We start from the raw sequence: 12,367 nt of genomic DNA on the forward strand, positions 1-12,367 counted from the left end.
AGCCTCGAGGACAGCCGCCGCCGCGAACGACAGCGGGGCCGACAATGACCATGCGCGCAAAGCAGGAGGGTTCGATCTGATGGTGCTCGACGTTCGGCCCGAACAAATCGCCAGCGAGCATTTCGATCTCGTCGTCATCGGATCCGGTTTCGGTTCGTCCTTCTTCCTGCACGAATTCCTGAAACGGCGCAAAGCCCGCGTCCTGGTGCTCGAATGGGGCCGCCACAACACGCATGAGTGGCAGCTCAGCCAGAACGCCAACACCGACATCGACGACGAAAGCACCTATAAGACCGACAATGCCGACAAGCCGTGGAACTATACGATCGGCCTTGGCGGCGGCACCAATTGCTGGTTCGCGCAGACGCCGCGTTTCCACCCCAACGACTTCAAGCTGAAGAGCACCTACGGCGTCGGCAACGACTGGCCGATCAGCTATGACGAGCTCGAGCCGTTCTACGGCGACGCCGAGGAGATCATGTCGATCTCCGGCGACCCCGACATGGCGCGAATGCTGCCGCGCTCGCGGCCGTTTCCGCAGCCGCCGCACCGCATGTCGACGCCCGACCGCATGATGAAGGCGGCGCAGCCGGATCAGCATTTCGTCATGCCGACCGCCCGGGCGCGCGTGGCGACGTCGCAGCGCGCCTCGTGCTGCGCCAATCTCAGATGCTGGCTGTGCCCGGCGGATGCCAAGTTCACCGTCAACAACGGCTTGATGCATGTCTTCCAGCATCCGGAGGTCTCGGTCTGCCTCGGAGTCGAGGTGCGCCGGTTCGACCATGTCGGCGGCGCGGTCCGTTCCGTCGTCTTCACGCAGCAGGGCAAGGAATATTCGGTCAGCGGCGATCTCTTCATCCTCGGCGCCAATGCCATACAGAGCCCGGCGATCTTGCTGCGCTCCGGACTTGGCGGCGAGTTCGTCGGCCTGGGTCTGCACGAATCCTATGGCTGGAATTACGAGGCCTATCTCGGCGGCGTCGACAATTTCGACGGCTCGACCATCACCACTGGTCTGAATTTCGGCCTCTACGACGGCCCGCATCGCGCCGAGCACGCGGCGGCGCTCGTCTATTTCGAGAACCGCTGGCAGCACGGCATGCGCGCCGAACCGGGGCGGCTGCGGCAGGTGCTGCCGCTGGTCATTGTCACCGAGAACCTGCTCGATCCGGAAAACCGCGTTATCCTCGACAAGGACGACAACGCCTTCGTGACCTTCAAGGGCGCGTCGGACTATGCGACCAAGGGCATGGCGAAAGCGCTGGAAAGGCTGCCGGAACTGCTCAAGCCGCTGCCGGTCGAAGAGATTTTCGATCGCGGCATAAGGCCGACCGAATCGCATGTGCAGGGCACGCTGCGCATGGGCACGGGCCCGGCCGACTCCGTGGTCGACCGCGACATGGTCCATCACCAGCTTAGGAACCTCGTGGTTGTCGGCACCAGCACCTATCCGAGCTGTTCCTGCGCCAATCCAAGCCTGACCGCGGCTGCCCTGTCCTTGCGGGCGGCGGGCAAGCTGGCAGCATGAGGGAGAGCCCGATGAAGATCACGCGCCGCACCGCACTGGCCATCGTCGCCGGCGGGATTGCCTCCACCGGCATCGCGGCCGCTGCCGTCTCGTCCTTCTCGGACGAGGACCTGGTTCGCGTCACGCTGGAGAAATATTTCGGCCCGCTCAACATGCGCATCGAACACCTGCAGCAGTTCGTGCTCGAATTCCAGAACCGCAACCCTTGGATATTCCCGAGCGCCAAGGTGGCGGACGTGGTGACGCTGGCGGAAACGGTGAAGCTCGGCAAGGCGCGCGAGCTGCTGCCCCAGGACAAGCGGCGCGACCTCCGCCATTTCGACCGCTGGGTCATCGCCGAGTTCCACATGCTGACCGATTATGCCTGGCGCAGCTCGCCCGACGATCCGATCCGCTTCACCGGCTGGCATCCATGCACCAATCCCTTCGCCAATCTGGAACCGCAGAATGCGTAAGGCAGGCGGAACAGAAGCTCTTTGCTTTCACGCAATTCCGGACGGAAAACCGTCCCGCACTTTTCCTGGAATTGCTCTAGCATGAGGTCCCCAATGGCTGCGCAGCGCAAACCGACGGTCACCGTCATCGTCCCTACCTTCAACCGGGAAAAGTTCCTGCCCGAAGCCATCGACAGCCTGCTGCGGCAGACTGTGGTGCCGGATCAGATCCTGATCGTGGACGACGGCTCGACGGACAACACCGGCGCGGTGGCGGGCGCTTTTCCCGCGCCGGTCGAATATTACCGCAAGGAGAATGGCGGCAAGTCGACGGCGCTGAATTTCGCGCTGAAGCACTGCAGGGGAGATTTCGTCTGGATATTCGACGACGACGACGTCGCGCATCCGACGGCGCTCGAGCGGTTTCTCGCTGCCTTCGAGCAGGATTCGGCGGCGGACTTCGCTTTCGGCGAATATGCGCGTTTCCAGCGTTCGGCACAGATCGCGGAGCAGGATTACGAGATCGTCGCCTTCGGCCATGTCGCCCAAGACAATTTCTTCCCGTCCCATCTCGAATATTGCCACGTCCACCAGCCGGGCCTCCTGGTGCGCCGCAAATGCTATGACGAGGTGGGAGGCTTCAACGAGACCCTGGTCCGGTCGCAGGACTACGAGATGATGCTGAGGCTGGCGCGGCGGTTCAAGGGCGTCAGGGTCGACGGCCTGATGTTCTTCCAGCGCCAGCACGACATGGTGCGCGGCAGCACCAAGGTGGTGATTTCCTATACCGACCGGATCAAGGCCTGGGGCTCGTACGACCGGGTGATCATGGAAGCGATCTACAAATCGGTCGATCTGCATGAATATCTCGACCGCTCGGAGCAGGCCTTGCCGAAGACGGCCGATCTCGAGATGCAGGCGCTGCTGCAGCGCTCGAGCATCATGGCCAGGAAGGGCCTATGGCACCACGCGGCCGAGGATATCCGCCGCTATGCCTTGCTTGCCGAGCGGGCCGGAAAGACGTCGCTCAGCGACAAGGAACGCGCCATCGTGCGGCGCACCTTCGAAGCCTACGACACGGGCCTGGCCACCGCCCCCGCCGACGAATTCGTCTCGGCCGTGAAGGGATGGAAGGCGGGAGCCCTGAAGACCGATATCGTCAGGGAATACATGCACTCCTTCCCGCATTTCCTCGTCCGCGATTTGAAGGCGGGAAAACTGGTTCCTGCATCGAGGCTCTGGCGGGAGTACTCGACGTTGTCTCTTTCAGGCTCGGTCGGGCGCCTCTGTCGGGCGATGACGTCGAAGCTTCCGTTGCTGCGCGGCGCAAGCTGACGGCCTGCAATTGAGCGCCGGATTGCCGGACAACGCTGGACCGAATTAGGAGCCGACCGATGAAAGTGCTTTTTGCAAGCGGCAACGGATACATCCCCGAGTTTACCGGCGGCGTGCAATCCAACACCCATCATCTGGTCGAGCAGCTGATCGAGCACGGTCACCAGGCCTCGGTCCTCGCCTCGCTGTTCGGCGACGGCATGTTCGGCTTCAAGGCGCGCGCCAAGATGAAGCTGCTGCGGCAGCCCGCGGTCGTCGACACTTTTCCAGGCTATCCGGTGATGCGCGCCTGGTTCCCCTGGGAAGCGGCCGGTTTCGCCGTCGGGAAGACCAGACCCGACGTCGCCGTCGTGCAGTGCCATAAGTCGGTCCTGCTCGGAAAGGCGCTTCTGGCCGAAGGGGTGCCGTTGGTCGTCTATCTCCACAATGTCGAATTCCATGAGCTCGCCGGCGATCCGCGTGAGCTCGGTTCGGCCTTATTCATCGCCAATTCGGAGTTCACGGCGCGCACCTACAAGGAAAAATTCGGCATCGAGTCCATCGTGCTTCCGCCGACCATCAACGACGCGCTCTACTGCACGCACACGACCGGCGAATTCGTCACCATGATCAACCCCTACGAGGAGAAGGGTTTCGACCTGGCGGTCAGGATCGCGGCTGCCTGTCCGGAGATCCCGTTCCTTTTCCTGGAAAGCTGGAAGCTGGACGACGACCATCGCGCCCGCATCGACAAGACCATCGCGCCGCTTCCGAACGTTACGCTCGAAAACCGCACCAACGACATGAAGACGGTCTATGGCCGCACCAGGATCCTGCTTGCCCCGAGCAAATGGGAGGAAGCCTGGGGCCGCGTCGCGTCAGAGGCGCATTGCAGCGGCATCCCTGTCGTCGGATCGAAACGGGGCGGCCTGCCGGAAGCCATCGGGCCCGGCGGCGTGGTGCTCGACTACGACGCCCCGCTCGCCGACTGGGCTGCGGCGGTGAGGCGCCTGTGGAACGATCGCCAGGAATACGAACGGCTATCGGCCGCGGCTGTTGCCTTCTCCAAACGCCCGGAACTCGATCCGGCGCGGCAGCTGGTTGTGTTTCTCGATCTGCTCGAAAGGGCGGCCCGGCAGGGCGTCCGGCGCGCGGCCTAAAAGCATGTCTCCCGAAAGTGGGAACCGGTTTCGAGGCAAAGACATGCGCAAAATCAAAAGCCTAAAGCGCAAGGAGCGAATCTGAAAGATCGCGACGCGCTTTAACGCTCTACGCCGGGCGCTTCACCCGGTTCTTCAGGGCCGCGTAGCCGCGCTCGCCGAGCAGCGCCCGGGCCGTCGCCTTGACGGCCTGCTTTCGCCCGTCGGTCGAATTGATCTGCCTCAGCCGCGCGGGCAGGTTGCGCGCCGCCTGCTGCAGCGCCGGCAGCGACATCGGGTCGGGCAGGCTCACAACGTTGGTTTCGACGCACAGCACCGGCTTGCCGGAGAGCCTGGCGATCCTCTGCGCCTGCTCGTGCTCGCTCTCGATGAACAGGATGGCGTCCGATTTGCGGTAGAATTCGGCCTTGAAGCTGCCATGCGCGCCAAGCCGCTGCCGCTCGGCCTTGTTCGGCAGATCGAGCATGATGAGATGATCGTATTTGATGTCGCGGCTGGCGAGCCATGCCTCGGTCAGCTTGCGGTATTTTTCCAGCCGGCTCGTCACCAGCCAGCCGATCTTGCGTGTCGGCGCGAGCAACGGCCGCGCCTCGGCCAGGAATTTCTCGTAGGCCGGGCCGTCGTCGTTTTCGTCCTCGGTCGGGTCGAGGCAAAGCACGCCGTCAATGTCGACGCAGCACTGCTCGAGGAACATATGATGCATGAAATTCCACTGGAACATCCTGGGATGCGGCACGGCCTCGAAGACCATGTCGGTTTCCTCGTGCTGCAGCGACAGGCCGAACACGGCGGCGAAGATGAAATCGCCCTTAATGCCGCTGACCGCGACCTTTTCGCGCGCATCGCGCATGGCGGTGCCGCCGATGATGCTGTCGTCGATCACCAGGACCTTGCGCATCTCGGAAGCCTGCCGGTCGAGGCCTGCCCAGCGCTTGGTGATCCCGGACGTATAGATCCTGCCGGCCAGGAAGCTGTCGAGATCGGTCATCGGGATGTTCGCGATCAGGCTGACCATGGTGCCGGCGAGGATGCCGCTCCTCGGCACGCCGACGACCAGGTCGATATCGCGCGGCAGCCGGTGCAGGTTGCGCACGATCGCGTCGTTCATGTCTGAAATCGATCGGTAGTTCATGCGGTTATCCCTGTTCTGAGATCAGCGTGTCGCGCGGGCTCATTTCGCCCCGCTGGGGGCGGCGGAAAACCCTCGTGCCGGGACCAGCCGCAAGGCCTCGCGAAGCGCGTCGCGGCCGGCGCCGAAGGCGAGCGCGACGACAATGGTGGCGGCATAGGAGAGCGCCGCGCCGGCGGCCAGCGCGACGACGGGCGGCGCCTGCAGCATTGGTTTGACGATCCAGACCAGGCCGAACGCCACATGCGCGCCAAGCACGAAAGGCAAGGCCGCGTGGAGCACATGGCTGGCCTTGAGCGGTCCGTGCCTGCCGACATAGAGCCACAGGAAGGGCGTGCGCATATACTCGCTGATGGCGTAGGCGACCGCGACGCCGAGCGCGCCGTAGGGAAGGCCGATGGCGAAGGCCAGCACCGAGGTCACCGCGGTGACGATGCCCCAGCGCATGAAGTCGCCCGAGCGGCCCTGGCTTACGAACAGCCATCCCGCGGGGTTGTTGAGCGGCTGCAGCAATCCGGCAAAGCCCAGCGCCAGGAAGATCGGCGCGCTTCCCCGCCACTGCTCGCCGAGCACGAAGGGAATGAGCGTGTCCGACATGGCGGTGGCGAAGGCGACGCCCGGGAGCGCCACCAGAAGGATCAGCGGCATGACTCGCAGATACGCGCTGCGGTAGCGGTCCGGCTCGTCCTTCAATCGCGACAGCGCCGGCACCATCACCTTCGCCAGCGGATTGGTGATCTGGCTGAGCGGGAAGAGCAGAAGCTTGTAGGCGCGGTCGTAGAGGCCGAGCTGCGCCTCGCCCCAGTATTTGCCGATCAGCACATTGTCGAGGTTGCGGGCGAAGAAATTGGCGAAATTGAAGCCGGTGATGCCGGCGCCGAAATTGATCAGCGCGCCGATGCCGTCGACCTTGCGCGGCAGGCCGGGACGCCAGCGCGAAGAGTACCAGTAGCACAACGTCGGCAGCACGGCGCTTGCCAGCGTGCCGGCGAAAAGCGCCCAATAGGAGCGGTCGATGAAGGTCCAGGCGATCGAGACGCCGACACCGACGATGGCGCTGGCGATGTCGATGATGGCCAGCCGCGTGAACTCCATGCGGCGCGTCAGCAGCGCCACATGCTGGGCCCCCAGGCCATAGGCTATGATCTGCAGGCCGAAGGCGGCGACGAGGCCTGTCACGCGCGGCTCGCCATAGAAGGCGGCTACCAGCGGCGCCGAAGCCGCAAGCACGCAGGCAAGCAGCGTGCTCACCGCCACGTTGATCCAGAACAGGTAGTTGACTTCCTCGTGGCGGATGCCGGTCTTCTGGATCGTCGCCTGGGTCAGGCCGAAATCCTGGAACAGCGCGATGAAGGCAAGCACCGGCGCGCACATCGCCACGACGCCGAAATCCTGCGGCGACAACAAGCGCGACAGCACGATGACGGAGATGATCTGCGTCGCCACCCGCACGCCTTGCGCTATCGCGGTGACGACCGCGCCGCGTCCGACCGATTTGCGCAGCGAGCCCTCAGGCGGATCGAATGCACTGGTTTCCAAATTCAGGATCCCTGATCTTGCATCGGTCCGACATCGTCGAGACCGGCGCCCGCCGCCATGCATAAGCTACCGCAATACGTTTTTGCAGTGCAACAAAAAATGTGCGGGCATTTGCTACGCCGCACCAAAATTGTTGCGATGCAGCAAAAGCTGTACTAGCATCCCCGATGGGTGGGCCCAACAGCGGTCGAGTTACATGCTGCATGTCTTGTACCTTGTGCATGACGTATCCGACCCGGCGGTGCGCCGGAGGGTTCAGATGCTCAAGGCAGGCGGCGCCAGGGTCACCCTGGCGGGCTTCCGCCGCACCACCAGCCCGGTCGCCGAGATCGAGGGTGTCGAGCCTGTCGACCTCGGCGCGACGCGCGACGGCCGATTCGCGCAACGCCTCGGCGCGGTCGCCAAGGCAGCCATGTCGATCGGCGCGAAGCTGGGCGCCATGCCCACGCCCGATCTCATCATCGCGCGCAACCTCGAAATGCTGGCGCTGGCCCGCCGCGCCAATGGCGCGCTCGGAGGGAGCATGCCGATCGTCTATGAATGCCTCGATATCCATCGTCTTGTGCTGCGCGACGATTTCGTCGGCAGGACGCTGCGCGGCGCCGAGCGTCGTCTCGCCCGCGACGTGAAGCTCCTGGTGACGAGTTCGCCCGCCTTCATCGCCAATTATTTCGAGCCGTTCGGGCAGATCGGCGCGCCCGTCGAGCTGATCGAGAACAAATATTTCGAGGCGGCGTCCGTTGTCGCCGCGCAGTCTTTCGAGGACGACAGCCCGGCGACGCCGCCGTGGCGCATCGGCTGGTTCGGCGCGCTGCGCTGCCGCCGCTCGCTGGAATTGCTGGCCGATTTCACCCGCCGCCAGGCCGGGCGTTTCGAGGTCGTGCTCAGGGGCCGCCCGGCGCTGTCCGAATTCCCGGACTTTCGCGGTTTCGTCGAGGCCGAGCCCTGGCTTTCGTTCGAGGGGCCTTACCGCAACCCGGAGGACATGGCGGCCATCTACGGGGAAGTGCATTTCTCCTGGGCGATCGATTTCTTCGAGGCCGGCCAGAATTCGGAATGGCTGCTTCCCAACCGCCTCTATGAGGGCTGCCGCTTCGGCGCCGTGCCGATCTCGATGGCCGGCACCGAAACCGGCAGGTTCCTCAAGGGGCAGGACATAGGCGTGCTCCTGTCCGAAGCCACGCCTGAAGCCATCGAGACGATGCTCGGCCGGATGGATCAGGACCGATATCGCGGCCTGAAGTCGCGGGTGTTGGCGCGCAATCCCAGGATCTGGAGCTACGACCGCAGCGACTGCGCAGCCTTCGTCGACAAACTGCGCGGCCTTGCCGCGATGCCTTCAAATTTTGCGACGACGGAGGCGGCGGCGTGATGGCGGGAGACGCACAAGAACCGATGATGCGGGCATCGATCCTGATCGTCATTCCCTGCCTCAACGAGGCAGCCCATATCGGCGGCCTGCTCGACCAGTTGCGGCCCGCGGCGGCACAGCTTGGCGGCCGCATCGTCGTCGCCGACGGCGGCAGCGACGACGGCACGCAGGCCATCGTCGAAAAGGTCGTGGCGCAGGATCCTCGCGTTATCCTGCTCGCCAACCCGAAGCGCCTGCAGAGCGCCGCCATCAATCTCGCGGTGGCGACCCTCGGCGAAGGCGTCGACTACCTGATCCGCATCGACGCGCATGGCGGCTATCCGGACGATTACTGCGACCGGCTGGTCGAGGAAGCGCTTGCCACCGGCGCCGATTCGGTCGTCGTTTCGATGCTGACCGCGGGCACCGGCGCCGTGCAGAAGGCGGTCGCGGCGGCGCAGAATTCCAAGCTCGGCACCGGCGGCTCGAAGCACCGGCATATGTCCGAGGGCGAATGGGTCGACCACGGCCATCACGCGCTGATGCGCATCGCCGCGTTCAAGGATGTCGGCGGCTATGACGAGAGTTTCAGCCACAACGAGGACGCCGAGCTCGACTACCGGCTACGCCAGGCCGGCTACCGCATCTGGATGAGCGGCAGGACGCAGATGGTCTACTATCCGCGTTCGACGCTGAAGAGCCTTTATTTCCAGTATCTCGGCTATGGCCGCGGCCGCGCCAGGAACGTGCTGAAGCATCGCATGGTGCCGAAGGTCCGCCAGATGATCCCGCTGCTGGTGGCGCCGGTGGTGCTGCTCGCCCTGTTCTCCTTCGTCCACTGGCTGGCGGCAGTGCCTTTCCTTTTGTGGGCGGCGGTGTGTCTCGGCTACGGCCTGGCGACGGCGATACGCCAGCGTAACGCCAGCATCGCGCTGGCCGGGGTCTCGGCCATGGTTATGCATTTCGGCTGGTCGGTCGGCTTCTGGCAGCAGCTTCTGACGCCGCGCTCGCAGCGCAAGGTGGCGTGATGGCCGGGCGCTCGATCGATATCTGCATCTGCACCTTCCGCCGGCCGGAGCTGGCCGACACGCTGCGCTCGGTCGCCGCGCTGGAGAAGCCCGCGGGACTGGAGATCGGCATCGTCATCGCCGACAATGACGACGAGCCCAGCGCCCAGAAGCTGGTGAAGGCACTGGCCGAGGAGCTGAGGCTGCCGGTCCGCTATCGCCACGCGCCGGCGCGCAACATCTCGATCGCCCGCAACGCCTGCCTCGATGCCAGCGTTTCGGACTTCGCCGCCTTCATCGACGACGACGAGACGGCATCGCCCGGCTGGCTGGTCGAGTTGGTCACGACGGCCGATGCCACGGGCGCCGCGGCCGTGCTCGGACCGGTGCGGGCGCATTATCGCCAGGACGCACCGGCCTGGATGCAAGAGGGCGACTTCCACTCGACCTTGCCGGTCTGGGTGCGCGGCGAGATCCGCACCGGCTACACCTGCAACGTCCTGCTCAGGATGACCGATGCGAGCCTGCGCGGCCGTCGCTTCAGCCTGGCGCGCGGCCAGACCGGCGGCGAGGATACCGAGTTCTTCGATGCCATGGTCAAGGCCGGCGGCCGCATCGCCTTTGCGCCTGATGCCTTCGTCGACGAGGTGGTGCCCCGCGCCAGGGCCGCATTCGACTGGCTGCGCCGCCGCCGCTTCCGTTTCGGCCAAACGCATGGCCATCTGATCGGGCACGGCACCGGCGGCGTGCGCCGCGCCGGCCAGGTCGGGCTGGCTTCGGCCAAGGCCGCCTACTGCTTCGGCATGGCGATTTTGACCGCGATCAGCCCGGTGCGACGGAACCGCAGCGTGCTGCGCGGCATTATGCACGTTGGTGTCGTCAGCGGTTTGGTCGGCGTCCGCGAAATCCGCCAGTACGGCCTCACTTCGCCAGAACAAGGGAACAAGCGTGCAGCCTGACGTCAGCTTCGTCATCGCCGCCTATAACGCGGAGGCCACTCTCGACCGCGCCATCGCCGGCGCGATCGCCCAACTTGGCGTGACCGTCGAGGTCATCGTCGTCGACGACCAGTCGCGCGACGGCACGCTGGATGTGGCGCGCGGCTATCCGCAGGATATCGTCAAGGTGGTCGCGTTGCCCGCCAATCGTGGTCCCGGCGGCGCCCGCAATGCCGGCCTCGACCTCGCCAGGGGCCGCTGGGTGGCGGTGCTCGATTCCGACGATGCGGTGCTTCCCGACCGCCTTGCCACGATGATCTCCCGCGCCGAAGCGGCGGGTGCCCAGATTGCGGTCGACAATGTGCAGGTCGTGCGCGAGGACGGCACGCCCGACGACACCATGTTCCCGGCCGGCTATCTCGAAGGCTTGCGCGAAATTTCGCTCGCCGACTACATCGCCGGCAATCTGGTCTTCGAATCGCGCTTCAATTTCGGCTATCTCAAGCCGATCTTCCAGCGCCGCCTCCTCGACGACAACAGGCTGCGCTACGACGAGAAGCTGCGCATCGGCGAGGACTACATTCTTTTGGCGAGCGCGCTGGCCAGCGGCGGCCGCTGCGTGGTCGAGCCGACCGTCGGCTATGTCTACCACATCCGCACCGGCTCGATCTCGCGGGTGCTCGAATTGCATCATGTCGAGGCAATGATGCGCGCCGACGCCGCCTTCGCGGCGGCATATCCCATGGACAGCGGCGCCCGGGCGGCCTTCGCCAGGCGCGGCCGCAGCCTGCGCAAGGCAGCGTCGTTCCTGTCCCTGGTTCAGCACATCAAGGCGCGCGCGCCGCTCAAGGCGATCGGCGCGGCGATCAGGGATCCGGCCGCGATCGGGCATATGAGCATGCCTATCGCGGTCCGGCTGAGAAGGATTGCGGCACAAGTTCGCCGTCGGGGCGGGGAGACGAAGCATGCGGGCGATTTGATAGCCAGCGATAAGTAGAAATCTTTTTCTCTCAGAAGGAATATCAGATGCAGAAAGTCAGGAAGGCAGTCATCCCGGTCGCGGGGCTCGGAACGCGGTTCCTGCCGGCGACCAAGTCGATGCCGAAGGAGATGCTGCCCGTCGTCGACAAGCCCGTCGTGCAGTATGCCGTCGACGAGGCCTTCGAGGCCGGCATCGAGCACATCGTCTTCGTCACCGGCCGCAACAAGGCGGTCATCGAGGACTATTTCGACCTGCATCCTGAACTGATCGGCACGCTGGAACAGACCGGAAAGAAGGCGCAGCTCGAATCGCTGGAGAGCCTGCTGCCGATGGCCGGCGCCACCTCCTTCATTCGCCAGCAGTCGCCGCAGGGTCTCGGCCACGCCGTATGGTGCGCGCGCGACGTGATCGGCAACGAACCCTTCGCGCTGCTGCTGCCCGACATGGTGTCCTTCGGCGCGCGCGGCTGCCTCGCCGAAACGGTCGATCTCTACCAGCGCACAGGCGGTAATGTGATCGCCGTCGAGCGCTGCGACCCGGCCGAAACCGGCAAATACGGCATTGTCGGCCGTGGCGACGAGGTCGGTTCCGGCTTCAAGGTCACCGAGATGGTCGAAAAGCCCGCACCGGCCAAGGCGCCGTCGAATTTCTACATCAACGGCCGCTACGTGCTGCAGCCGGAGATATTTGCCCTGCTCGGCAACCAGCAGCGCGGCGCGGGCAATGAAATCCAGCTCACCGACGCCATGGTGCGCCTGGCCCGGAGCCAGCCCTTCTACGCCCAGCCTTTCGATGGCCGCATGTTCGACTGCGGCTCCAAGGAAGGCTTCATCGAGGCCACCATCGCGTTTGCCCTGGCGCGCGACGACATGAAGGGGCCTGTCTTCGAGATGCTGCAGCAATTCGTCCGGTCGCATGAGCGCCGGGAAGTAGCCGCATAATGCCCATGTTTCGGGTGCATATGCGAACCCGCGATGGCGCGACA

Annotated in this window: 11 protein-coding genes; 9 read left to right on the top strand and 2 right to left on the bottom strand. The window is 64.8% G+C overall.

What is annotated here, in order from left to right; all coding sequences use genetic code 11:
- The first annotated feature begins 79 nt into the window (after window positions 1-79).
- From LB572_RS10220 to LB572_RS10235, 4 genes are all read left to right on the top strand, one after another.
- Window positions 80-1,528, top strand: a complete 1,449-nt coding sequence (locus LB572_RS10220; protein ID WP_140801997.1) for a GMC oxidoreductase — start codon at window positions 80-82, stop codon at window positions 1,526-1,528.
- Between the two features lie 11 nt (window positions 1,529-1,539).
- The gene (locus tag LB572_RS10225; RefSeq protein ID WP_140801998.1) at window positions 1,540-1,983 is read left to right on the top strand and encodes a hypothetical protein; all 444 of its coding nucleotides are present in this window, start codon (window positions 1,540-1,542) and stop codon (window positions 1,981-1,983) included.
- A gap of 93 nt (window positions 1,984-2,076) precedes the next feature.
- Entirely contained in the window at window positions 2,077-3,297 is a 1,221-nt protein-coding gene (locus LB572_RS10230) for a glycosyltransferase family 2 protein (RefSeq protein ID WP_181179167.1), read from the top strand.
- A 59-nt stretch (window positions 3,298-3,356) separates the two neighbouring features.
- Window positions 3,357-4,436 (top strand): glycosyltransferase, encoded by a 1,080-nt coding sequence (locus LB572_RS10235; protein ID WP_140802000.1) that lies wholly within the window; start codon window positions 3,357-3,359, stop codon window positions 4,434-4,436.
- A gap of 109 nt (window positions 4,437-4,545) precedes the next feature.
- Here the strand turns inward: LB572_RS10235 and LB572_RS10240 are convergent, their stop codons facing one another.
- The gene (locus LB572_RS10240; protein ID WP_140802001.1) at window positions 4,546-5,568 is read right to left on the bottom strand and encodes a phosphoribosyltransferase; all 1,023 of its coding nucleotides are present in this window, start codon (window positions 5,566-5,568) and stop codon (window positions 4,546-4,548) included.
- A 39-nt stretch (window positions 5,569-5,607) separates the two neighbouring features.
- The gene (locus LB572_RS10245; protein WP_140802002.1) at window positions 5,608-7,104 is read right to left on the bottom strand and encodes a lipopolysaccharide biosynthesis protein; all 1,497 of its coding nucleotides are present in this window, start codon (window positions 7,102-7,104) and stop codon (window positions 5,608-5,610) included.
- Between the two features lie 196 nt (window positions 7,105-7,300).
- Here LB572_RS10245 and LB572_RS10250 point away from each other — a divergent pair, with 196 nt between their 5' ends.
- From LB572_RS10250 to galU, 5 genes are read left to right on the top strand one after another with little or no spacing between them, the layout of a single operon-like run.
- Window positions 7,301-8,476: a glycosyltransferase family 4 protein gene (locus tag LB572_RS10250; RefSeq protein WP_140802003.1), complete on the top strand. Its 1,176-nt coding sequence runs from the start codon at window positions 7,301-7,303 to the stop codon at window positions 8,474-8,476.
- A 26-nt stretch (window positions 8,477-8,502) separates the two neighbouring features.
- The gene (locus tag LB572_RS10255; RefSeq protein ID WP_412033551.1) at window positions 8,503-9,483 is read left to right on the top strand and encodes a glycosyltransferase family 2 protein; all 981 of its coding nucleotides are present in this window, start codon (window positions 8,503-8,505) and stop codon (window positions 9,481-9,483) included.
- Window positions 9,483-10,421, top strand: coding sequence for a glycosyltransferase (locus LB572_RS10260; RefSeq protein WP_140802005.1), 939 nt, complete (start codon window positions 9,483-9,485; stop codon window positions 10,419-10,421). The genes LB572_RS10255 and LB572_RS10260 overlap by 1 nt, the downstream gene beginning before the upstream one ends.
- Window positions 10,411-11,397, top strand: a complete 987-nt coding sequence (locus tag LB572_RS10265; protein WP_140802006.1) for a glycosyltransferase family 2 protein — start codon at window positions 10,411-10,413, stop codon at window positions 11,395-11,397. Before LB572_RS10260 ends, LB572_RS10265 begins: the two co-directional genes overlap by 11 nt.
- A 29-nt stretch (window positions 11,398-11,426) precedes the next feature.
- The gene (gene galU, locus LB572_RS10270; RefSeq protein WP_140802007.1) at window positions 11,427-12,323 is read left to right on the top strand and encodes a UTP--glucose-1-phosphate uridylyltransferase GalU; all 897 of its coding nucleotides are present in this window, start codon (window positions 11,427-11,429) and stop codon (window positions 12,321-12,323) included.
- The last annotated feature ends 44 nt before the right edge of the window (window positions 12,324-12,367 follow it).

The sequence above is a fragment of the Mesorhizobium sp. BH1-1-5 genome, assembly GCF_020165615.1.
GTDB lineage: Bacteria > Pseudomonadota > Alphaproteobacteria > Rhizobiales > Rhizobiaceae > Mesorhizobium.